This window comes from Streptacidiphilus sp. MAP12-33 (assembly GCF_041261265.1).
GTDB lineage: Bacteria > Actinomycetota > Actinomycetes > Streptomycetales > Streptomycetaceae > Streptacidiphilus.
This window is the reverse complement of the sequence record NZ_JBGCCA010000006.1, coordinates 120,549-142,574: the sequence shown is the minus strand read 5'-3', so window position 1 is coordinate 142,574 and position 22,026 is coordinate 120,549. Positions and strand designations below refer to the sequence as shown.

Below are 22,026 nucleotides of genomic sequence, written 5' to 3'. Positions count from 1 at the left end.
GCGTTGTCCACAGCCCTGTGAAGATCGCGCCGGGGCGCGTGCTTCACTTGTGGGGTATTGCCCTCCCCGTAGGGAACCCCGTAGGGAAAGAGAATCCGCGTCGTGAGCACCAAGTCGCACGCCACCCTCCGCTACAGCGCGATGCGCGCCAGCATCTTCCTGGCCTGCTTCCTGATCGCCCTGGTGCTCGCCCACGTCAAGGTGATCCCGGTGACGGCCGGCGCCTCCGGCGTCTTCCTGCTGCTGATGATCGCCGCGCTCGTCTCCGCGCCGATCAGCTTCGTGATCCTGAGCAAGCAGCGTGACGCCGTGTCCGAGCAGATCACCGGCGGGATCGCCCGCCGCAGGGCGGACAAGCAGAGCATGAGCGGCCGCATCGCCGCGCAGAACGCCGCCGAGGACGCGCTGGACGACGCGGCCCGCGCCCAGAAGTAACCCCGGAACCCCGCGGGTGAACCGCCGTCCCACCGGGCGTGACGTCGCCGAGCGCGCCGGGGTGTCCCAGGCCACCGTCTCGCTGGTCTTCTCCGGCTCCGGCTCCACGCTGCACCGCGTCTCCGAGGCCACCAGGGAACGCGTCCTCGCCGCCGCCACCGAGCTCGGCTACGCGCCGCAGGCGGCCGGCCGCCAGCTGCGGCTGGGCCGGACCGGCATGCTGCTGCTGGCGGTGCCGAACATCCTCGGCCCGTTCTTCGCCCGCGTCCTGGCCGGCGCGCAGGCGGAGGCCGAGGGCGGCGGTCTCTCCGTCGTCGTCTCCTCCGCGTGGGACCACGCCGTGCTGGCCCGCGCCGCGCGCGGCGGCCAGTACGACGGCCTGCTGATCTGCTCGCCCGACGACAGCCAGCTCGGCGGCGACCTGCCCGACGACGTGCCCGTCGTCTTCCTCGACGCCGACCCGGCGCTCGGCGCGGGACACGCCCGCCGCCGCACCCAGCAGCTCGACGTCGGCGCCGGGATGGCCGCCGCCGTCACGCACCTGCGCGAGCTCGGGCACCGGCGGCTCGGCCACCTGCGGTCGATCGAGTCCGCGCACACCTTCCGGGCCCGCCAGGCGGGCTTCGAGGCGGCCGCGGCGGGCGCGGAGGTCGTGGAGGTCGGCGTCTCCGTCAACGGCGGCCTGGAGGCCGCCAGGGAGGCGGCACGGTCCCTCCTCGCCGCCGCCGAGGGCCGCCCCCGCGCCGTCGTCTGCGACGACGACGTGGTCGCCGCCGGGGTCTACCACGTGGCCGCCGAGCTGGGCCTGCGCATCCCCGAGGACCTCTCCGTCGTCGGCATCGACAACATCGTGGCCGCGCCGCTGTTCGCGCCCGCGCTCACCACCGTCGACCTGCCCGGCGAGCGTCTGGGCGCGGCGGGGGTGCGCCTGCTCGCCGCGCTGGGCGCGGGCGAGGCCGTCGCGGACCCGGCGCCGCTGCCGACGCGGCTGGTCGTCCGCCGGTCCACCGGACGCTGAGCGGGTTCGACCGGGGGATAGGCTGAACGCGTGGATCCCAAGACCCGAACCCGCGTCGTCACCGCCGCATTGGTGCTGCTCCTGATCGCTGTCGTGATCGGTGCCGCCTTGCGGTAGGCATGTGGGTGATAACCGTTTGGATCTCCCGCGTTGCCGAGAGTGACGGTCGGGGTGAACTTGAGCGAGTCCGACCAATCCCGATTTGAACGAGGGAAGTCACGCTCATGCGTCTCAAGCGCGTCCACTCCGTGATCGCAGGTGCCACCCTGGCCGCCGTCCTGGCGGGCAGTGGCCTGGTGGCGACCGCGGAGGCCGCACCGCAGCCCGTCGGTACGCAGGCCCACCAGAGCGTGGGCCATCACGGGCTGATCCCCGCTGCCGACCCCACCACCGCCCTGTCCGTGCTCGGCAAGCTGGGGGTCGTCCAGGACCTCATCGGCCAGCTCACCGCGGCCGCTGGGAAGACTCCGCCGGACACCTCGGCGGTCCAGGGTCTGCTGACCCAGCTCACCAGTGCCATCACCGACCTGAAGTCCTCCCTGCCCGCTCCGCCGCTGCCCGTCACCGGCAAGCCCGCCCCGCACGGGCTGCCGCCGCTGCCGGTCCCGAACCCGCTGGGCGACGCGCTGACGAAGCTCCAGGGGGACCTCACGGCCCTGGTGGCAGCGCTGACGACGGTTCCGCCCGATCCCGGCAAGGTCACCGCGGCACTGACGGCCGTCGTCACCGACCTGCTGGCCGTGGTCACCCAGACCGTCGCCGGTCTGGGCCTCAGCCTGCCGCTGCCGGTCGCCCACACGTGACGCGCTGAACGCGTGAAGGGGCGGGCCTTGTGGCCCGCCCCTTCCGTGTGCGCGTGGTGGCTACAGCTTCTCGATCACGTGGTCGATGCAGGCCGTCAGCGCCTCGACGTCGGCCGGGTCGATCGCCGGGAACATCGCGACGCGCAGCTGGTTGCGGCCCAGCTTGCGGTAGGGCTCGGTGTCCACGATGCCGTTGGCGCGCAGCGCCTTGGCGATCGCGGCGGCGTCGATCGAGTCGTCGAAGTCGATCGTGCCGATGACCTGCGAGCGCTCGGCCGGGTTGGCGACGAACGGGTTCGCGTAGGACGACTTCTCGGCCCAGGTGTACAGGCGCGAGGAGGAGTCCGCGGTGCGGCCGGTGGTGAAGGCCAGACCGCCGTTGTCGTTCATCCAGTCCAGCTGGTCCGCGAGCAGGAACAGCGTGGAGATGGACGGGGTGTTGTACGTCTGGTCCTTCGACGAGTTGTCGATGGCCGTCGGCAGGTCGAAGAACGGCGGGATGTAACGGCCGGACGCGGCGATGCGCGCGGCGCGCTCCAGCGCGGCGGGGGAGAAGACCGCGATCCACAGGCCGCCCTCGGAGGCGAAGCTCTTCTGCGGCGCGAAGTAGTAGACGTCCGACTCGGTGATGTCCACCGGCAGACCGCCGGCGCCGGAGGTGGCGTCCACCAGCACGAGCGCGCCCTCGTCGGCGCCCGCGACCCGGCGGATCGGCATGGCGACACCGGTCGAGGTCTCGTTGTGGGTCAGCGCGTAGACGTCGACCCCGGCCTCGGCCTGCGGCAGCGGGTGCGTGCCCGGCTCGGACTTGATCACGGTGGGCTCGGCCAGCCACGGGGCGGCCTTGACGCTTCCCGCGAACTTGGAGGAGAACTCGCCGAAGTTGAGGTGCTGGGACTTGTTCTCGACCAGCCCGAAGGCGGCGATGTCCCAGAACGCGGTGGAGCCGCCGTTGCCGAGGACGACCTCGTAGCCCTCCGGCAGCGAGAAGAGGCTGCCGATGCCCTCGCGCACGCGCTTGACCAGGTTCTTGACCGGGGCCTGGCGGTGGGAGGTACCGAGCAGGGAGCTACCGGTCGCGGCAAGGGCGCTGAGCGCCTCCGGCCGGACCTTGGACGGACCTGCGCCGAAACGGCCGTCAGCGGGCCGGATGTCAGCGGGGATCTGGATATCAGCCACGGCGGAAGCCTATCGGCTGCGACCTTGCGTGAATCCACGGGTCCGTTGGCTGAGATGGATCACTTGCAGCACCTCGGGGGCGCGGGGCTGTGCCGATTCGCGCCTTCGGCGCGTGGGCGCGGGCGGTCGCGGTGGTTGCCGCCTGAAGTGGCGGCACCTCGGGGGCGCGGGGCTGTGCGCGAGCAACCACCGGCGTGCGGATGGCCCTGCGCGTGCGGCGACTCACCACACGGGGTGACTTGTCGCACACGCGGTTCATCGAGCAGGGCCTCGCGCCCCTGAAGGGGTCAGTGCCCGATGGACGCGTAGCCCTCGATGTCGCGGACGCTGCGGGTGCCCGGGCCGATGTAGCGGGCGGAGGGGCGGACCAGGCGGCCCGTGCGCTTCTGCTCCAGGATGTGCGCGGACCAGCCGGCCGTGCGGGCGCAGGTGAACATCGAGGTGAACATGTGCGCCGGGACCTCGGCGAAGTCCAGGACGATGGCGGCCCAGAACTCCACGTTGGTGGCCAGGACGCGGTCGGGGCGACGCGCGTGCAGCTCCTCCAGGGCGGCCTTCTCCAGCGCCGCGGCGACCTCGAAGCGCGGAGCGTCCAGCTCCTGCGCCGTGCGGCGCAGCACGCGGGCGCGCGGGTCCTCGGCGCGGTAGACGCGGTGGCCGAAGCCCATCAGGCGCTCGCCCTTGTCGAGGGCGTTCTTGACGTAGGCGACCGCGTCGCCGGTCCGCTCGATGTCCTCGATCATGCCGAGCACGCGGGAGGGCGCGCCGCCGTGCAGCGGGCCGGACATGGCGCCGACGGCGCCGGAGAGCGCCGCGGCCACGTCCGCGCCGGTGGAGGCGATGACGCGGGCGGTGAACGTGGAGGCGTTCATGCCGTGCTCGGCCGCGGAGGTCCAGTACGCGTCGACGGCCTTGACGTGCTTCGGGTCCGGCTCGCCGCGCCAGCGGATCATGAAGCGCTCGACGATGGTCTCGGCCTTGTCGATCTCGCTCTGCGGGACCATCGGCAGGCCCTGGCCACGGGCCGACTGCGCCACGTAGGAGAGGGCCATCACCGCGGCGCGGGCGAGGTCGTCGCGGGCCTGCTCGGCGCTGATGTCGAGGAGCGGACGCAGGCCCCACACCGGCGCGAGCATCGCCAGGGCGGACTGGACGTCGACGCGGATGTCGCCGGAGTGGACCGGGATCGGGAACGGCTCGGCCGGCGGCAGGCCGGGGTTGAACTTGCCGTCGACCAGCAGGCCCCAGGTGTTGCCGAAGGAGATGTGGCCGACCAGCTCCTCGATGTCGACACCGCGGTAGCGGAGGGAGCCGCCCTCCTTGTCGGGTTCGGCGATCTCCGTCTCGAACGCAACGACTCCTTCGAGCCCGGGTACGAAGTCGGACATCAGGCGGCTCCTCTGATCTGCTCGGACCGGTCTGTCGTGACCGGTCGGATCGACGGAAGGCTTGGTGGTGTGGCCAAGTCGTCTCTGGTTTTGTGGCCGCGCGGTCGCGCGGCAGGTGCGGTGCGGGTGGGCGTGGCACGCAGTGTCAGAGTGTCAGGCACTGGGTGCATCGCGCCAGATCCCACGACGGTGATGCCCTGCACACGCGTCGTATTCACCTGCTGCCTCCGGCTTCGTCGACGGAGCTCGGCAACGATACTCTCTCGATGTCGAGAGAATCCATGCCGTCGAGCGATCTTCCCGGTCTGTTCAGCCAAGCCGTCCGGCCCCGCCTGGGATGATGGCGGGGTGCATGCATCGGATGCCCCCCTCGCGCCGGACCACGGCCCCCTCGCGCCGCTCGGCCACGTCGACCCGGCGGACATGCGCCGCCAGTACCGGGCGGCGGGCCTGCTGGAGGCGGAGCTCGCGGCGGACCCGGTCCAGCAGTTCACCCGCTGGTTCGTCGACGCGCAGCACGCCGGGCTCGACGAGCCGAACGCCATGGTCGTCTCCACGGTGGACGAGTCCGGCCGGCCGAGCCTGCGCACGGTGCTGCTGAAGGGCTACGACGAGCGCGGCTTCGTCTTCTACACCAACTACGACTCCCGCAAGGGCCGCGACCTCGCCGGCAACCCGCACATCGCGCTGCTCTTCCCGTGGCACCCGATCGCCCGCCAGGTGATCGTCACCGGCACCGCGGTCCGCGTCGGCCGCGACGAGACCGCCGGGTACTTCCGCTCCCGTCCGCACGGCTCGCAGCTCGGTGCCTGGGCCAGTGAGCAGTCCCGCCCGGTGGCCTCCCGCGTGGAGCTGGAGCAGCGTTACGCGGATCTCGCCACGCGCTATCCGGAAGGGGAGGGTGTTCCCGTTCCGCCATTCTGGGGAGGCTTCCGTGTCGCCCCGGAATCCGTCGAATTCTGGCAGGGTCGCGAGAATCGTCTGCACGACCGTCTGCGGTACGACGCCGACCCCACCGCGCCCACCGGCTGGCGGGTCGAGCGACTTTGTCCTTAGACGTGCCGCAAGTCTGTTCGGCCGTTAGAGTGAAGGTGCGGGGTCCGTCCTGGCGGGGCGTCAGGAGCACGCAGTGTCAACGGTGCTGGAGGTCCTGGTGACACGCGTGCGAGCCGTAGCCCGTTCGGATGTTTCGCCTCTGTAACGATTTTCCGGCCTCGGCCGCGTGAGCTGGCTATTCCTTCGCGACGGCATTTTCTGATGTCGCCGATCAACGCGCAGAGGGTCGCCTGGTGCTGTAGCTTGAGCACAATAATCGCCTGAAGAAGGTTTGAGCGGCTGAAATGGCGGTTCACGCAGGTCAGCGCGCCCGAGCCGCATTGGGCGAGGTCCTCCACTCACACCCCGAGGGGTCCCTGTGAACACTCACCTCGCGCCCGAGCCGTCCGAGGCCGCCGCGCCCGAATCCTCCGACAGCGCGGCCCGTCCGCTCCAGCTGTCCCGTCGTGATGCCGTCGCCCCGGCGCATCTGATCAGCCGGGCCCTGCCTGACAACGGCATCGCCAAGCTGGATGTCGCAGCCTTCTGCTCATCCATCTGACGGAGGCTCGGGCTCTCGGGCACATGGACATCGTGGACACCGGTGCATCCTTCTCACAGTTCGTGATCAAGATGCACAGCAGGTGCGACCTCGCTTGTGATCATTGCTACGTCTACGAGCACGCGGACACCAGTTGGGTGCGGCGACCCATGACGCCGTCCGACGAGATCGTTCGTGCCACGGCGGAGCGGATCGCCGATCACGCGCGAACCCACCGGCTACCGGCCGTCCACGTGGTGCTTCACGGGGGAGAGCCCCTGCTCGCGGGGGTCGATCGGCTCGCCTTGGCGGCCAAGGAGCTGACCGCCGCCCTGGAGGGCGTCTGCGCCCTGGATCTGCGGATCCACACCAACGGCGTGACGTTGAACGAACGCCACCTGGAGCTCTTCCGGGCCTATGACATCAAGGTCGGTATCTCCCTGGACGGCGACCAGGCCGCGAACGACCTGCACCGCCGCTACCGCAACGGCCGCAGCAGCTTCGCCAAGGTGGTCCGGGCCGTCGAGCTGCTGAAGACGCCTCGCTGGCGTCCGCTCTTCGCGGGCCTGCTCTGCACCATCGACGTGCGCAACGACCCGGTGGCCGTCTACGACGCGCTCCGCGCGCTGGATCCGCCCCGCATCGACTTCCTCCTCCCGCACGCCACCTGGGAGGAGCCGCCGCTGCGCCCCGAGGGTGCCGGGCCGACGCCGTACGCGGACTGGCTGCTGGCCGTGATGACGCGTTGGGACGCCCAGGGGCGTCCGGTGCCCGTGCGCTTCTTCGACTCCGTGCTCAGCACCCTGTTCCGCGGGGACAGCCTGACGGAGTCGCTCGGCCTCGCCAAGGCCGATCTGCTCGTCGTCGAGACCGACGGCAGCCTGGAGCAGGCCGACTCCCTGAAGACCGCCTACGACGGAGCCCCGGCCACCGAGTTCGACGTGCTGCACGACCCCTTCGACAAGGCCGCCGAGCACCCCGCCCTGCTGAGCCGCCAGCTCGGCCTGGCCGGTCTGTCCGCGCAGTGCCGGGCCTGCCCCGTGGTCACCTCCTGCGGCGGCGGCCTCTACGCCCACCGCTACCGCGCGGAGCCCGACCCGGCCGACGCCTTCGACCATCCCAGCGTCTACTGCGACGACTTGAAGCACTTCATCGTCCGTACCAAGGAGCACTTCGGCGTGGCCGACGAGCACGAGGCGGCGCAGGCCCTGCTGCCGCAGCCCCTTTTCGACCAGCTCGCCACCGGCCGCGGCGGCGCCGAGGCGGTCGGCGCGCTGCGGGCCGCCCAGGTCTCGCTCGGGCGCGCCCTGCTGGACGAACTGGCCGCCCGTATCGAACAGCTGGAGCCGGGACGCGCCGACGCCCAGGTGCTGTGGGCCGTGCTCGCCCGGCTGGACGCCGAGGCCCCCGCCGAGCTGGACAAGGTGCTGAGCCACCCCTACCTGCGCCCGTGGGCGCTTGCCTGCCTGAGGGCCGACGCGACGGCGGGCGCGGACGAGCTGCTGGGCGGGGTGGCCGAACTCGCCGCCGCCGCGGCGGTGCTGGCCGCAGTGGCAGTGGAGCTCGCCGTCCCGGTGCGCGCCGGCCGGCTGCTGTTGCCGACGCTGGGGGTGCTCGGCCTCCCCGAGAGCCTCGCCGGGGCGGCGGCGGTGACGCTGCGCGGCGACGCGGCGGGCTTCACGGTCGAGGCCGGCGCAGGCCTCGCGCCCCTGCGGGTGGAGCTGCGAGCCCCCGAGCGGCAGCCCGCCTGGCAGCCGCTGCGCGGCTGGACCCTGCACGAGGCCTCGCCCGGCGAGGCCTGGCGGATCAACGTCGAGGACCTCGACCCGCGTCGGCTCCAGCACAACTGGGAGGCGGCGGAGCGGCTCCCGGCCAAGGACGCCGAGCTCTGGCGCGAGCGGCTGGAGGGTGCCTGGTCCTGGATCCGGCACCGGATGCCCGCGTACGCGGACGGTCTGCGCGTGGGGCTCGGCACGGTCACCCCGCTGCGACCGGGAGAGGCCGGAAGCGCCGTCAGCGGCGCCGCCCGGGACGCCTTCGGCAACGTCGGGGTCGCCCTGCCGGAGACGCCCGAGTACCTGGCCCTGCTGCTGGTGCACGAGTTCCAGCACGTCAAGCTCGGTGCGATCTTCGACGTGGACGACCTGTTCGACCGGCACGACGTCCGCACCTACCGTGCCCCGTGGCGGCCCGACCCCCGGCCGTTCGAGGGGCTGTTCCAGGGCACCTACGCCCACATCGCCGTGGTCGAGTACTGGCGGGTGCGCGAGCGGGAGCTGACCGAGGCGGGAGCGGCTCCGGAGGCCGTCGCCCACGCCAGGTCCGAGTACGAGCACTGGCTGCGGCACACCCATGCCGCGGTGGTGACCCTGGCCGATTCCGGCAGCCTGACCCCGCAGGGGGAGCGCTTTGTCGGGGCCATGCGCGCTACCGTGTCCCCTTGGTTCGACGAACTGACGGAGGCGGGGGCGAGGGCGGAGACGCCTGTTCTGGTAGGGGACTGACCATGCGTCAGCACGATGGCAGGAGCCACGGCGGTGCGGCCCGCGACGGCGAGGGCCGGGAGGCCGACCGGCTCCGGGCCGGGTTCCGCGCGGATCTGAAGAACCTCGGCCTGCCCAGGGACGCCACCGTGCTGGTGCAGGCGTCCTACTCGCGGGTCCGCCGCGGCGCCCTGGGCGGGCCCGGCCCCGGCGCGCTGCTCGACGCGCTCGTGGAGCGGCTGGACGGGTTCGGCACCCTGGTCGGCTACACCGCGACGCCGGAGAACTCCCGCACCTCGCCCGCCTACGTCGGGGCCACCACCGGCATGGGCGACGACGAGCGGGCGGCCTACGACGCGGCGCTGCCGCCGTTCGACCCCGTCCGCACCCCCGCCTCGCCCGGCGTCGGCATCCTGTCCGAACTGCTGCGCCGCGATCCGCGGGCGTGCCGCAGCAGCCATCCGCAGACCTCCTTCGCCGCGCTCGGCGAGGACGCCGAGGAGATCACCCGCCGGCATCCGGTCGAGCAGCACCTCGGCCCGGACTCCCCGCTGGGCGAGCTCTACCGCCGGGGCGGCTACGGGCTGTTGATCGGCGTGCCGTGGCTCAGGTTCACGCCCTTCCATCTGGCCGACTACCTGGTGCCGACGTTGCCGCGCAAGACCTACCACGCCAAGGTCGTCTCCGACGGCGCGCCGCGGGGCCGGTGGATCGCCTTCGAGGACCTCGACCTGTTCGAGGGCCACTTCGCGGCCTTGGGCGAGCATGTCGAGCGCGAGCTCGCCCCCCGGTTGCGGCGCTGGTGGGTCGGGGACGCCGAGGCGGTGCTGGTCCCGATCGTGCCGGCGGTCGACGCCGCGGTCCGTTTGCTCGAGGAGGGCGTCGTGACGAGCCGCCCCTGGGTCCACTAGACCTTCTTCGACACGGTGTTGACGGAGCATCAATAGGAGCGGTTCCATCGTTACCACGACGGCAACATCGTTCGGGGGTGCGAGTGTGACCGACCAGGAGGGCTGGGACGAGGGCATCCCTCGCCCGATCTTCTTTCTGAGTTACGCGCACTCCCCGCGCGGGGCGGGACGCCCACGCAGTGTCTCCAACCTGTGGGAGACCCGGCTCTTCCGTGACCTCTGCGAGGCCGTGACCGACCTGTCGGGCTGGGACGCGACCGAGCCCCCGGGCTTCATGGACTCCGGCCTCAACGTCGGGGACGGCTGGTCGGAGCGGATCAGCGAGATGCTCGCGCACTGCCGCGTCTTCGTGCCGCTCTACTCCGTGCACTACTTCAAGAGCCAGGCCTGCGGTCAGGAGTGGGCGGCCTTCGCCTCCCGCGAGGTGATCTCGGTGGCACCGGGCGCGGCCTCCACGGCCATCGTGCCGGTGCAGTGGGTCCGGGTGCCCGAGGACCGGTTGCCTCCGGTCGCCAAGGCACTCCAGTTCGACCACCAGGCATTCGGCGACGGCTACCGCACCGAGGGCATGCAGCCCCTGCTGAAGGTCAGCACCTTCCAGTCCGACTACCAGCTGGCCGTCTACCGGCTCGCCCAGCGGATCGTGGACGTGTCCGAGGAGATGCGGGTGCGCATCGGCGCCTGCCGGGACTTCCAGGAGTACGACTCGGCCTTTCCCCCACCCGGGCGGCGCCGGACGCTGCGCATCTCGGTGGCCGCCTGCGATCTGGGGCACCTGCCCGAGGGGCGGGCCCAGGGCGCCTACGGCACCGGCCCCGACGAGTGGCGGCCGTTCCGGGAGCAGACCGCCGACCCGATCGCGCGCCGGGCCGCGGCGGTGGCCCGCGAGTGGGAGTTCCACACCACCATCGAGCCGTTCGCGGACGAGGCCGCCAAGCTGCTGGCCGGCCGGCAACCCGAGGCCCCGTTCCTGCTGCTGCTCGACCGCTGGACGCTGCTGGACCCGGGGCAACGCGAGACGCTCCGCAGACTCGACGCCCACAACCCCGCCTGGGTCGGCCTGATGGAACCCTGGGACCCACAGGACCCGGAGTGCGTCACACGCCGCGAGGAGCTGCGCCTGCTGGCCGAACAGACCCTCGTGAACCTGCGCGCCCAGCGCCTGCAACGGGCGCGGCTGCGCGGCGTCGACGTGACGGCCAGCCTGGACGAGTTCGAACGGATACTGCCGCACGTGGCGCTGAGCGCGATGCACGGCTTCGAGGACCTGGACGGCGGCCCCGACGGGGGCCGGCCGGTGGGACCGGAGCCGGGCGGATCGCCCCCGGCCCGGCCCAACCTGCGCGACGAGCACATCAAGCGAGGGCCCGAACCGGTCAACGGTTCCGCGCCTGCCACCGAGCCGGACGAGCAATCGTCACCCGTCCGTGGGGGAGGGACTCCATGACCGCGACACAGCCCGAGTTCGACACCGAGCCGGGTCTGCCCGGGCGCGGGCAACGCGACGGTCGGGTCGTGACCTTCTACTCCTACAAGGGGGGCACCGGCCGCACCATGGCGCTGGCCAACAGTGCCTGGATCCTGGCCGCCAACGGCTACCGGGTGCTGACCGTGGACTGGGACCTGGAGGCACCGGGCCTGCACCGGTTCTTCGCCCCGTTCCTGGAGCAGGCCGCACTCGACGCGTCCACCGGCGTCATCGACCTCATCTACGACTACTGCGACGCCCCCATGGAGGGCGAGGAGTTCGACCCCGAGGCGGTGGGCGACTGGGCGCGGGTGATGCCGCACATCCTGTCGCTGAACTGGTCCGGCTTCCCCGGCGAGGGCTGCCTGGACTTCCTCCCGGCCGGCCAGGCCCACAGCGACTACGGCGCCATGGTCGCCAACATCAACTGGGACGACTTCTACCGCCGCCGCCACGGAGCGGAGTTCTTCAAGGCCCTGCGCGCCGACATGCGGCGTCAGTACGACTACATCCTGATCGACAGCCGGACCGGTCTCTCCGACATCCAGGAGATCTGCACCGTCGAACTCCCCGACGACCTGGTCGTCTGCTTCACCCTGAGCAACCAGAACATCGAGGGCGCCGCCGAGATCGCCCGCAAGATCACCGAGCGGCACTACAACCGCGGCATCCGTATCCTGCCGGTGCCGATGCGCATCGACGACGGCGAGAAGAGCAAGGCCGACGCGGGCCGGGCGCTGGCCCGGCGCCGGTTCACCGGGCTGCCGCAGGGGCTCACCGAGAGTGCCAGGGACCACCACTGGGACTCGGTGGAGATCCCCTACCAGCCCTACTACGCCTACGAGGAGATCCTCGCGCCCTTCGGTGACAAGCCCGGCTCGCCGACCTCGATGCTCTCCGCCTGCGAACGCCTGGTCACCTCGGTCACCTTCAACCGGGTCAGCGCGCTGCCGCCGATGGACGAGGACGTCCGGCTCCACTACACCGAGCTGTTCACCAGGCCCCGGCCCACCGCGCGCGAGGACGTGATCCTCTCCTACGCCTCCGAGGACCGGATGTGGGCGGAGTGGATCGAGTGGGTGCTCACCCGCGCCGGACTGCGGGTCATGCCGCGGGAGCTCGGTTCGCTGCCGCGCGGCGAGGACCGCATCCGCGAGTCGGTCACCCGCACCGTGGCGGTCTGGAGCCAGGCCTACGCCCGCGCTGTCCAGTCCCGGCTGGCCCGGGACCTGCTGGTCGGCGAGCGCACGCAGGAGCAGCCCGACGTGATCACCGTCCGGGTCAGCGACACCCGTTCGGTCACCTCCCTGGGCGGCAACTCCGTCGAGCTGTTCCGGCTGGAGGAGGACTCGGCCCGCTCGGTACTGCTGCGGACCGTCGGTCTGCCCGACCCGGGCCTCAGCGACATCGTCCCCGGCGAGGGCCCGCGTTTTCCCGGCCGGCGGCCGGCCATCTGGAACCTGCGCCTGCGCAATCCCTCCTTCACCGGCCGCGCCGCCGTGCTGGACCGGCTCCGCGACCAGTTGCGCGGCCGGCACCGCGACCGCCGCTCCACCGTGGTGCTGCCGACCCCGCAGACCCTCTACGGCCTCGGCGGCGTCGGCAAGACCCAGGTCGCGCTGGAGTACGCGCACCGCTTCATGGCCGACTACGACCTGGTCTGGTGGATCGAGGCGGAACAGCCCGAGCAGGTCGCCGTCTCCCTCACCGAGTTGGGCCGCCGCCTGGAGCTGCGCGTCGGCGAGAACGCGAACGAGAACGCCGAACTGGTCAAGGAGACGCTGCGGGTGGGCACCCACCCGAAGGCCAGGCGCTGGCTGCTGATCTTCGACAACGCCGACGACCCGTCGCAGATCGTGCAGTTCTTCCCCGGCGGCTCCGGCGACGTCCTGGTCACCTCACGCAACCAGTCCTGGAACAACCACGCGGAGGCGTTGGAGGTCGACGTCTTCCGGCGGGAGGAGAGCATCGAGCACCTGTGCCGCCGCGCCCCCGCGCTGTCCGCGCAGGAGGCCGCCATGGTCGCCGAGGCCGTCGGTGACCTGCCGCTGGCCGTGGAGATCGCCTCCGCCTGGCTGGAGACCACCGGCGTCCCCGTCGCCACCTATGTGGACCAGCTGCGGGAGGCGGCCGTCGACGCGCTCGCGGTCACCCGCCCCGACGACTACCCGAGCACCTTCGGGGCGACCTGGAACGTCTCCATCTCCCGGCTGCGCGAGCAGATGCCCGCTGCGGTCAGACTGCTCCAGATGTGCGCCTTCCTCGCGCCGGACTCGATCGCCCTCAGCGTCTTCTACACCGACCAGATGATGAAGGCACTGCTCCCCTTCGACGAGGAGCTGCGCGACAAGAACATGATGGGCCAGGTGATCCGGGCGGTCGGCCGGTACGGGCTGGCCAAGGTCGACAACAGCAACCGCACCTTCCAGGTGCACCGGATGGTCCAGGCGGTGATCAGGGCCCAGCTGAGCCCCGAGGAGAACGAGGACCTGGTCCACGAGGTCCACCGCGTGCTGGTCGGCGCCCGCCCCAACATCGGCGACACCGACGACCCGGAGAACTGGCCCGCCTTCGAGCTGATCTGGCCGCACCTGGGACCCTCGAACGCGGAGAACTGCGACGAGGCCGACACCCGGCAGCTGCTCATCGACCGCGTCCGCTACCTGTGGAAGCGCGGTGACCTGGACCGCGCCGAGAGCCTGGGCCGACGCCTGGACAGCACCTGGACCGAGAAGCTGGGCGAGGACGACCGGCAGACCCTGCAACTGCGCTTCCAGCTCGCCAGCGTGCTGCGCAGCAAGGGCCTGTTCCAGGAGTGCCTGGCGATGGACCAGGACACCTTCGACCGGCAGGCGCGGGTGATGCGGGCCGACCACCCGCTCACCCTGATGACCGCCGGCTCCCTCGCCGCCGACCTGCGGATGCTCGGCCGGTACCCCGAGGCGCTCCGGCGTGACCAGCAGACGTACCTGAAGATGAAGGAGGAGCTGGGCGAGGAGGACCGGCGCACCCTCAACGTCGCCCACAACCTGGCCATCGACTACCGGTTCAACGGCGACTACGAGGCGGCCCGCATCCTCGACGAGGAGGCCCACCGCCTGCGCCGGGACGCACTGGGCGTCACCCACCCGTACACCCTGGTCTCGAAGGCGTCGATGGCCGAGGACGAGCGCGCGCTGGGCAACTTCGGGCGCTCCATCACCCTGCTGAACGAGTTCCGTGACGAGTACTCCGTCCCGGTGCCCGACCTGGCCTCGCTGCGGTACACGATGAGCCTCGCGGTGTCGCTACGCCGGGCCGGGGAGCAGAGCGAGGCGCGGCGGCTCACCATGGACACCTACAACCGCTACCTGGAGCGCTACGGCGCCGAGGTGCCGGACGCGCTCTCCTGCGCGCTGAACCTCGCCGCGGAGCACTCGGCGGCCGGCGACAAGGAGCTGGCCCGAGACATGGCGGAGGAGGTGCTGCGGTCCTACCGGCAGAGCGTCGGCCGGGAGCACCCGTTCACCCTGATCTGCGCCAACAACCTCACCATCTACCTGCGCGACCTGGGCCAGCCGCAGCAGCTGCGGGAGGCGGTGGCCCTGGGCACCAACACCCTGGACCTGCTGACCGCGCAGCTGGGCGCGGAGCACCCGTTCACCCTGTGCGCGATGCTCAACCTCGCCAACTCCTACGGGGAGTCAGGCGAGTTGGCGAAGGCCGAGGAGCTGGGCCGGCAGGCGCTGGAGGGTCTGGCGACCCGCTACGGGGAGAAGCACCCGGACGCGCTGGTCTGCCAGAGCAACCTGGCCATCACCCTGCGGGACCGCGGCCGCGAGACGGAGGCGGTGGACCTGCGCTCCCGCGCGATCGAGCAGCTGGTCGCCCAGCTCGGCGACACCCACCCGACCGTCTACCACGCCCGCGCCTGGCGCCGCATGGGCCGCGACCTCGAACTCGTCCCCGCCTGAGGCTTCCGCTCCCACCTGTGGTTGCACCACCAGGGGCGCGGGGAACTGCGCGACGAGCCACCGGCGTGCGGATGGTCCTCATCGAACAGGGCCATCCGCCCCGGGTGGTTGCTCGCGCAGTTCCCCGCGCCCCTGGGTAGTGCAACTGACTCAGGCCGGGTCGGCGAGGCCTGGGCGGATGGGCTGCTTGAGGGCGATGCGGCACAGGATGTCGGCCAGCAGGCGCCACGCCTCGAAGTGCGCGGCCCGGCTCTCCAGCACCAGATTGGCGTGCGGAATGTGCCGCGCCAGCCAGATCGAGTGGTCCACCGGGGAGAAGACGTCGTCCTCGCCGTGCCAGATGTCCACCGGCCCGCGGATGTCCGCCACGTCGAACCCCCACGGCTGGAGGAAGGCCAGCAGGTCGTCGACCCAGCCGCCGACCCCGGCGCGCAGCGCCTCCGCGTAGTTGCGCGACAGCGTTGAGCGCAGGCCCGCGTCGGCGATCACGGAGAGGTCCGCGGGCGGCAGTTCGTGGCGCAGCGCCTCCAGCATCCGCTGCGGCTGGTCGCGCATGTCCACCAGGCGGGCCGCGAGCAGCGGGCCGACGCGGTGCAGGCCCTGCTCGCCCGCGCGGAACGCGGCGATGTTCGAGGGCGTCATGCCCTGGTACCAGTCGAGCCCCTCGGCGTCCCGGGGGGCGAGGCCCACCAGCGCGGCCGTGCGGACCACCCGGGCCGACAACAGGGCCGCGCACGCGAGCGCGTGCGGCGCTCCGCCGGAGCGGCCCACCACGCCGAAACGCTCCACCTCCAGCCGGTCGGCGATCGCCGCCACGTCCTCCACGGCGTCGCGCACCAGCCGTCCGGGGCGCCGCTCGGACTGGCCGTAGCCGGGGCGGTCGTAGGTCACGACGCGGACGCCCAGCCGGATCAGCATCCGTTCGAGCGGCAGCTGCCCGAGCCTGCTCCCGGGCATGCCGTGGAGCAGGAAGACCGGCGCGCCCCTGGGGTCGCCCCAGGTCGCCGCCATGAGTGTCCGGCCGTCCCGTGCCTTGACCTCGATGGACGTCACCTTGCTCCTCTACGCGTCTACATGTCGTCTCAGATCCTGCGGTCGCTGCGGGCACGCCAGACGGCCTGCTCCTTGGCGAGCGTCGACTCCGCCTCGCGGGCGAGGCGGGACCAGAGCTCCTCCGCGCCCGGTTCGGCCGGATTGAGCCTGGTCAGGCGGTTCTCGATCTGCTCCAGCTCCTTGGCGGCGACGCGGTACGCGGCGGCCAGCGGGCGGAACTGCTTGAGCTGGGTCCACGCGGTGATCGCGGCACCGAGGGTGGCGAAGGTGCCGAGGGCGTGGAAGTGCAGGGCGCCGAACATCTGGAGCAGCGCCAGGGCGAAGCCGAAGCAGATGGCGGCGAGGGTGGCCATCGACCAGACGGTGCTCTTGTTGTCGTAGGCGTCGGCCTTGCCGACGTACCAGACGCGCTGGGAGCGGACCCGTTCGCGCAGGTAGACCTCGCGGCGCACGGCGAGGCCCTGGCTGCGCAGCCGGGACATCTCGGCGCTGATCGCGGGCTTGGCCTTGGCGTCGATGACGCCGAGGCCCCGGTAGATCTCGAAGACCTCGCTCAGCTCGTCGAGGAACTGCTCGTCGGCGTCGGGCGAGAAGGCCGGGCCGTCGAAGGGGCGCGAGCGGATCGTGTAGCGCCAGGCCAGCCCCTTGATCGCCTCGGCGGCGGCACGGCTCTCGAACCAGAGCGTCTGCGGGTGTTTGGCCCGCAGCCGGCTCCAGTAGTAGAAGGCGGCGAGAAAGGCGGCGACGGACAGGGCCGGGGAGATGTCCAGGCCGTCGGCGTGCCAGTCCGCGATCCCCAGCGCCGACGCCGCGAACAGCGCGAGGATCTGGCCGCCGTACCAGCGGGTGGCGCGTTGCTGTTCGCTCACCGCCACCCGGTCGATGGTGGAGTACGGCTCGGGGATGAGACCGTCCTCGCGGAATTCCCGGGCAGAGATCTGAACCATGGCCGACGCCCCCTCGCGCTCGCACGCCGCAACTGACCACAACTGACTGAACCGGATCCGGTCCTGAATCAGTGTCAACCTGCCCAGCGTCCGTGCACAGCACACGTATGCGCTGAATCGACGAGCGGAGCGCGGCGGTCCGCGTAAGGCGGTGATGCTGCGTCAGAAGGCGTAGAAAATACGGTCCTTGTGCTCTGCCATCAGCTTGGCGTTCCAGTCCGTGCCGCCGTCGACGTTGCCGGAGCGGAACAGCGGCGGCGTGAGGCCCGCCTCGGCGAGCTTGCCGACCGCGACCGCGACGACCGCCTGCATCAGCGCCACCGTCGTCAGCGTGGACACCGGGCCGAAGGTGGTCTGCGCGCCCGGCGCGGTGAGCTCGCCGTCGCCGACGGCGATCTTGCTGTCCAGCACGAGGTCGCAGACGTCCTTGAGGTAGAGGCCGTCCGGGTGCTGCGAGGTGACCTGGGCCGGGTAGGCCAGGGAGGTCACACCGACCACCGTCAGGCCGCGCGAGCGGGCGTGCCGGGCCAGCTCGACCGGCATCACCTGGCGGCCGGAGAGCGAGATCACGAACAGCAGGTCCCCGGCCCGGGCCGGACCCGCGTCCAGCGTCGCCGTCGCCAGCCCCGGCACGCGCTCCAGCGCGCTGCCCAGGTGCGCCGGCACGACGTCCACGCCGATCACGCCCGGCACGGCGAGCAGGTTCATCAGCACCAGGCCTCCGGCCCGGTAGACGACGTCCTGGGCCGGGAGGGACGAGTGCCCCGCGCCGAAGGTGAAGATCCGGCCGCCCTCCCGGACGGTCCGGGCCAGCGCCTCGGCGGCCGCCTCGATACCGGCGGACTCCTCGTCCTTGATCCGCTGGAGGTGGGCGATGGCGGCGTCGAGGTACTGACCGGCGAGATCGCTCATCGGGTTTCGGCTCCCCTGAGTAGCAGACTGGATCGGATCTGTGTGTGCACGGTGGTGGGTCCGCGGTCCCGCTGTCAACATCACAGGCCGCCTGATGAACGGCCCGCCCGGGTTGTCCGTCCGATGCGTAAGAATTGAGGGCGTCCGGAAGCGCGACCGGAGCACATTTGAGGAACGGAGCCCGCGGTCCGATGTCTGGTCTGATCGATACCACTGAGATGTACTTGCGGACGATCTTCGAGCTTGAGGAGGAGGGCGTCGTCCCCATGCGCGCGCGGATCGCGGAGCGCCTGGAGCAGAGCGGGCCCACGGTCAGCCAGACCGTCGCCCGCATGGAACGCGACGGCCTGCTCACGGTCGCCGGCGACCGCCACCTGGAGCTGACGGCGGAGGGCCGCAAGCTGGCTGTCCGCGTCATGCGCAAGCACCGCATCGCGGAGTGCCTGCTGGTCGACGTGATCGGCCTGGAGTGGGAGCAGGTGCACGCGGAGGCGTGCCGTTGGGAGCACGTCATGAGCGAGGCGGTGGAGCGCCGCGTGCTGGAGCTGCTGCGCCACCCCACGCAGTCGCCGTACGGCAACCCGATCCCGGGCCTGGAGGAGCTCGGCGAGGCCCCGGCGGACGCGGGCGAGGTCCTGGTCACCCTCGACGAGCTGGTGGGCGGCGGCGAGAGCCGCAGCGTCGTGGTCCGCAGGATCGGCGAGCCGATCCAGACGGACGCCCAGCTGATGTACACCCTCCGCCGGGCGGGCGTGCAGCCCGGCGCGGTGGTCAACGTGACGCAGTCCACCGGCGGCGTCCTCGTCGGCAGCGGCGGCGAGGCCGCGGAACTCGGCAAGGACATCGCCGCCCACGTCTTCGTCGCCAAGGCCTGAGGCGCGTAGCGCCATCAGGGGCGCGGGGCTCTGCCGACGTGCGGCTCCTCCCCCAGCCTTCGGCCGGGAGGTGCCCCCTGCGTGGGCGCGAGCAACCCACCCGAGGCGGATGGTCCTGCTCACACGGGATCTGACCGCCCTGGGAGGGGGTCCCCCCGGCCGAAGGCTGGGGGATTTTCGCGCAGTTCCCCGCGCCCCTGGCGGTGCAACCGGCGGCAGTGCAAAAAAAGGGGGCGAGGGGTCTCGGCTCTTTTCCCCGAGCGCCGAGACCCCTCGCCTGCCCCCATATTCCTTCCCCGCCCCGAACCCCCGAACCGTGCCCGGCTTCCCCTCCGGGCGCCCCCTGGTGTGCGCCCTGTGCTCCTCTCGTGCGGGTTCGGCGCTTACGCAGGAATTCATTTCCTCGGCAGAACGCCGCAATCCTTGAGCCCGGTCACTCGAAAGTGGGGCTTTTCCACACTTTCGAGCGGGTAGCCTCAACCGTCACGGACATGACTGTGCCCCCGGTCGACCGCGGAAGCGACACCGCGGGACTCGGGGGCACAGGGGATTGCCGGGCTCTGCTACTGCCCCGCGTGAGCGGGCAGCGGCGCCTCTCGGCCGCAGGCGTAAGCGATGGGGTTGATGACCTCGGCCGCCTCCGGCAGCCAGCGGTTCAGCGTGGTGGGCTCCCGGGCCCACTGCGCGTAGCCGAGCAGGCCGATACGGGTGGGCGGGGCGACGACCCAGCCGCCCTCGCCGTGACCGACGAGGTCCAGCCGGCCGGGGCCCCAGCCGAGGCGGCGGAGCATGTCCGGCAGCTTGGGCAGTGCGCCCGGCAGGACCAGGAAGACCAGCCGACGCCCGCGCCCGGGGCCACCCGGCGTCGCGAGGACGGGGCCGAGCTGCAGGCCCATCCGCTCCATGCGCGCCAGCGCCAGGCAGCCCGCCACCTCCGGCACGTCGATCGCGTCGAACGAGCGGCCCGTCGGCAGCAGGATCGAGGCCTGGGGATTCTCCGTCCACCAGCGCCGCACCACGCCGGGGCCGGAGCTCGCGCGGCGCGTCCAGTCGCGGGTCGCGGGGTGTGCGCCCGGCATCGGGCAGGCGAGGTCGCCGCAGGAGCAGCGCGGCGGGCCGTCGCCCTCCAGCAGCCAGGCACCGGGGGAGACCTCCCAGTGCCGCTCCTCCGCATACGTGACCGCCGCCTGCAGCAGCAGATCCCGCGCGCCCCTTCCGGCGTCGACGCGGCCTTCCTGCTCGGTGGCTCCCAGGGTGTCTTCCACGTGCTGCACAACTCGGCGGCGGAGCTGGGGTTACGGGTGATCCGTAAAAGTCGCCGTCCAGGACGCTCGGGGTGGGGCGCGCGGTTGCACGCCAGGGGGCGCACGGGGGGTGCACCCGGGGTGAGCGGGTAGGTGTGCCCCGGATGCTTCGCTACGCTGGTCGGCAGTCGGCCCAATGTCGCTCTTTCCCAGCCATTGACCGCTCTTGACACCTCGTGACGCATCACCGGAACGCATCAGGGGAATGCTCCTGTCCTGCGACCTCCGACTCTCCAGGGGAGGCAGTGACGTCCATGGCCGCCAGACCGCTCGTCGCACGACAGCCCAACGAACGGCTCCAGGCACTGATCCAGGAGGCCGGCTGCTCCAACGCCGGGCTGGCCCGCCGGGTCAACCTCTGTGGGGCCGAGCACGCACTGGACCTGCGGTACGACAAGACCTCGGTCGCCCGCTGGCTGCGCGGCCAGCAACCGCGCGGACAGGCCCCGGCCGTCATCGCCGAGGCCATCGGGCGCAAGCTGGGCCGCGCCGTCACCGTCGACGAGATCGGCATGTCGGACGGCAAGAGCCACGCCTCCGGCGTGGGCCTGCAGTTCGCGCCGCACCTCGCCGACGCGGTCGAGCACGTCGCCGAGCTGTGGCGCAGTGACGTCGGCCGCCGGGACTTCCTCAGCGGTGCGTCAGTCGCCGCAGCCGCGCTCGTCGAGCCCAGCCGCGACTGGCTGATCACCGGCCCCGACCTCTCCGTCGCCCGCACCGGCGGACCGCGTGTGGGCCTCGCGGACGTCGAGGCGGTGCAGGCCACCACGCAGATGCTGGTGGACCTCGACCACCGGTTCGGCAGCGGCCACGTCCGGCCCGTGGTGGTGCACTACCTCAACTCCGTGGTCTCCGGCCTGCTCGCGGGCGCGTACAAGGAGGAGACGGGCCGCAAGCTCTTCGGCGCGGTGGCCCGGCTGACGGAGCTGGCCGGCTACATGGCGATCGACACCGGCCAGCCCGGGCTGGCCCAGCGGTACTACATCCAGGCACTGCGGCTGTCCCAGGCCGCAGATGACCGCGCCTACGGCGGTTACGTGCTGGCCTCCTCGATGAGCCACCTCGCCGCCGCGCTCGGCAACCCGCGCGAGATCGCGCAGTTGGCGCGCGCCGCGCAGGAGGGCGCCCGCGGCCAGGCCACCCCGACGGCCATGGCGATGTTCTACGCCGCCGAGGCGCGCGGACACGCCCTGCTCGGCGACAGCCGCAGCTGCGAGGCGGTGGCCGGCCAGGCGCTGGAGCAGTTGGAGCACAGCCGCCCCGAGGAGGACCCGGACTGGATCGGCCACTTCGACCACGCCTACCTCGCCGACGAACTCGCGCACTGCCACCGCGATCTGGTGCAGCCGCGGCAGAGTGCCCGGCAGGCCAGGGAGGCGCTGCGCGGCCACCCGGAGTCGCGGGTGCGCCGTCGGGCCGTCGACCTGGTCCTGCTGGCCATCGCGCAGCTCCAACTGCGCGAGGTGGACGAGGCCTGCGACACCGGCGCGCGGGCGATGGAGCTGATGTCCGGGCTGCGTTCGGCGCGCGGCGCGGAGTACCTCGACGACTTCCGGCGGATGCTGGAGCCGTACCGCAACCAGCGGTCCGTACAGGAGTTCCAGGCACGTGCCATGGCGGAGGCCGCCGCCTGAGCCGGGGCCGACGGCCGGGTGGCGTGGACGCGGGGGACCGGTGGGAGCGGTCCCCCAGGATGGTCACCCGTTGGTGTGAACGGGTAG

The 22,026-nt window shown here is 71.9% G+C and carries 17 protein-coding genes; 11 read left to right on the top strand and 6 right to left on the bottom strand.

All coding sequences use genetic code 11. The annotated features are described in order from the left end of the window. Positions 1–102 precede the first annotated feature (102 nt). From ABH931_RS08790 to ABH931_RS08780, 3 genes are all read left to right on the top strand, one after another. Entirely contained in the window at positions 103–435 is a 333-nt protein-coding gene (locus tag ABH931_RS08790) for a DUF4229 domain-containing protein (protein WP_370111548.1), read from the top strand. Positions 436–451: 16 nt separating this feature from the next. Next, positions 452–1,453 carry a LacI family DNA-binding transcriptional regulator gene (locus ABH931_RS08785; protein ID WP_370111546.1) on the top strand — a complete coding sequence of 334 codons (1,002 nt, stop codon included), beginning with the start codon at positions 452–454 and terminating at the stop codon, positions 1,451–1,453. Positions 1,454–1,677: 224 nt separating this feature from the next. Continuing rightward, positions 1,678–2,256, top strand: coding sequence for a hypothetical protein (locus ABH931_RS08780; protein ID WP_370111544.1), 579 nt, complete (start codon positions 1,678–1,680; stop codon positions 2,254–2,256). A 60-nt stretch (positions 2,257–2,316) separates the two neighbouring features. Here ABH931_RS08780 and serC read toward each other — a convergent pair whose 3' ends face one another. Together serC and ABH931_RS08770 are read right to left on the bottom strand one after the other, a co-directional pair. Further along, positions 2,317–3,435 (bottom strand): phosphoserine transaminase, encoded by a 1,119-nt coding sequence (serC, locus tag ABH931_RS08775; protein WP_370111542.1) that lies wholly within the window; start codon positions 3,433–3,435, stop codon positions 2,317–2,319. A gap of 287 nt (positions 3,436–3,722) precedes the next feature. Next, positions 3,723–4,823, bottom strand: coding sequence for a citrate synthase 2 (locus tag ABH931_RS08770; protein ID WP_370111541.1), 1,101 nt, complete (start codon positions 4,821–4,823; stop codon positions 3,723–3,725). A 423-nt stretch (positions 4,824–5,246) separates the two neighbouring features. On the opposite strand from ABH931_RS08770, the gene pdxH reads away from it, so the two are divergent. The 6 genes from pdxH to fxsT all read left to right on the top strand — a co-directional run bounded on the left by pdxH (position 5,247) and on the right by fxsT (position 15,214). After that, positions 5,247–5,879: a pyridoxamine 5'-phosphate oxidase gene (gene pdxH, locus ABH931_RS08765; protein ID WP_370111685.1), complete on the top strand. Its 633-nt coding sequence runs from the start codon at positions 5,247–5,249 to the stop codon at positions 5,877–5,879. 358 nt (positions 5,880–6,237) lie between these two features. Further along, the gene (gene sjiA, locus ABH931_RS08760) at positions 6,238–6,420 is read left to right on the top strand and encodes an FXSXX-COOH family cyclophane-modified RiPP peptide SjiA (RefSeq protein WP_370111539.1); all 183 of its coding nucleotides are present in this window, start codon (positions 6,238–6,240) and stop codon (positions 6,418–6,420) included. Between the two features lie 23 nt (positions 6,421–6,443). Further along, entirely contained in the window at positions 6,444–8,903 is a 2,460-nt protein-coding gene (locus ABH931_RS08755) for an FxsB family cyclophane-forming radical SAM/SPASM peptide maturase (protein WP_370111537.1), read from the top strand. A 2-nt stretch (positions 8,904–8,905) separates the two neighbouring features. Then, complete coding sequence (locus tag ABH931_RS08750) at positions 8,906–9,793, top strand: aminoglycoside N(3)-acetyltransferase (protein WP_370111535.1); 888 nt, start codon at positions 8,906–8,908, stop codon at positions 9,791–9,793. 85 nt (positions 9,794–9,878) lie between these two features. After that, the gene (locus ABH931_RS08745) at positions 9,879–11,240 is read left to right on the top strand and encodes a TIR-like protein FxsC (RefSeq protein ID WP_370111534.1); all 1,362 of its coding nucleotides are present in this window, start codon (positions 9,879–9,881) and stop codon (positions 11,238–11,240) included. Further along, entirely contained in the window at positions 11,237–15,214 is a 3,978-nt protein-coding gene (gene fxsT / locus ABH931_RS08740) for an FxSxx-COOH system tetratricopeptide repeat protein (RefSeq protein WP_370111533.1), read from the top strand. The genes ABH931_RS08745 and fxsT overlap by 4 nt, the downstream gene beginning before the upstream one ends. Before the next feature lie 150 nt (positions 15,215–15,364). On the opposite strand, the gene ABH931_RS08735 is transcribed toward fxsT, so the two are convergent. The 3 genes from ABH931_RS08735 to ABH931_RS08725 form a co-directional block, all read right to left on the bottom strand. Continuing rightward, a complete protein-coding gene (locus ABH931_RS08735; RefSeq protein WP_370111532.1) occupies positions 15,365–16,267 on the bottom strand; it encodes an alpha/beta fold hydrolase in 903 nt (300 codons plus the stop codon). Between the two features lie 29 nt (positions 16,268–16,296). Further along, entirely contained in the window at positions 16,297–17,214 is a 918-nt protein-coding gene (locus tag ABH931_RS08730; protein ID WP_370111530.1) for a DUF4231 domain-containing protein, read from the bottom strand. Positions 17,215–17,376: 162 nt separating this feature from the next. After that, positions 17,377–18,126: a sugar isomerase domain-containing protein gene (locus tag ABH931_RS08725; protein ID WP_370111528.1), complete on the bottom strand. Its 750-nt coding sequence runs from the start codon at positions 18,124–18,126 to the stop codon at positions 17,377–17,379. Between the two features lie 191 nt (positions 18,127–18,317). On the opposite strand from ABH931_RS08725, the gene ABH931_RS08720 reads away from it, so the two are divergent. Then, positions 18,318–19,001, top strand: coding sequence for a metal-dependent transcriptional regulator (locus ABH931_RS08720; RefSeq protein WP_370111527.1), 684 nt, complete (start codon positions 18,318–18,320; stop codon positions 18,999–19,001). A gap of 563 nt (positions 19,002–19,564) precedes the next feature. On the opposite strand, the gene ABH931_RS08715 is transcribed toward ABH931_RS08720, so the two are convergent. Next, positions 19,565–20,275, bottom strand: a complete 711-nt coding sequence (locus ABH931_RS08715) for a bifunctional DNA primase/polymerase (RefSeq protein ID WP_370111525.1) — start codon at positions 20,273–20,275, stop codon at positions 19,565–19,567. Positions 20,276–20,559: 284 nt separating this feature from the next. On the opposite strand from ABH931_RS08715, the gene ABH931_RS08710 reads away from it, so the two are divergent. Beyond that, positions 20,560–21,939, top strand: a complete 1,380-nt coding sequence (locus ABH931_RS08710) for a transcriptional regulator (protein ID WP_370111524.1) — start codon at positions 20,560–20,562, stop codon at positions 21,937–21,939. Positions 21,940–22,026 lie beyond the last annotated feature (87 nt).

Coding starts and splice junctions, on each gene's coding strand:
- ABH931_RS08780 (WP_370111544.1), top strand. CDS start 1,678: ATGCGTCTCAAGCGCGTCCACTCCGTGATCGCAGGTGCCACCCTGGCC.
- ABH931_RS08770 (WP_370111541.1), bottom strand. CDS start 4,823: ATGTCCGACTTCGTACCCGGGCTCGAAGGAGTCGTTGCGTTCGAGACG.
- pdxH (WP_370111685.1), top strand. CDS start 5,247: ATGCGCCGCCAGTACCGGGCGGCGGGCCTGCTGGAGGCGGAGCTCGCG.
- ABH931_RS08755 (WP_370111537.1), top strand. CDS start 6,444: ATGGACATCGTGGACACCGGTGCATCCTTCTCACAGTTCGTGATCAAG.
- ABH931_RS08750 (WP_370111535.1), top strand. CDS start 8,906: ATGCGTCAGCACGATGGCAGGAGCCACGGCGGTGCGGCCCGCGACGGC.
- fxsT (WP_370111533.1), top strand. CDS start 11,237: ATGACCGCGACACAGCCCGAGTTCGACACCGAGCCGGGTCTGCCCGGG.
- ABH931_RS08730 (WP_370111530.1), bottom strand. CDS start 17,214: ATGGTTCAGATCTCTGCCCGGGAATTCCGCGAGGACGGTCTCATCCCC.
- ABH931_RS08725 (WP_370111528.1), bottom strand. CDS start 18,126: ATGAGCGATCTCGCCGGTCAGTACCTCGACGCCGCCATCGCCCACCTC.
- ABH931_RS08720 (WP_370111527.1), top strand. CDS start 18,318: ATGTCTGGTCTGATCGATACCACTGAGATGTACTTGCGGACGATCTTC.
- ABH931_RS08710 (WP_370111524.1), top strand. CDS start 20,560: ATGGCCGCCAGACCGCTCGTCGCACGACAGCCCAACGAACGGCTCCAG.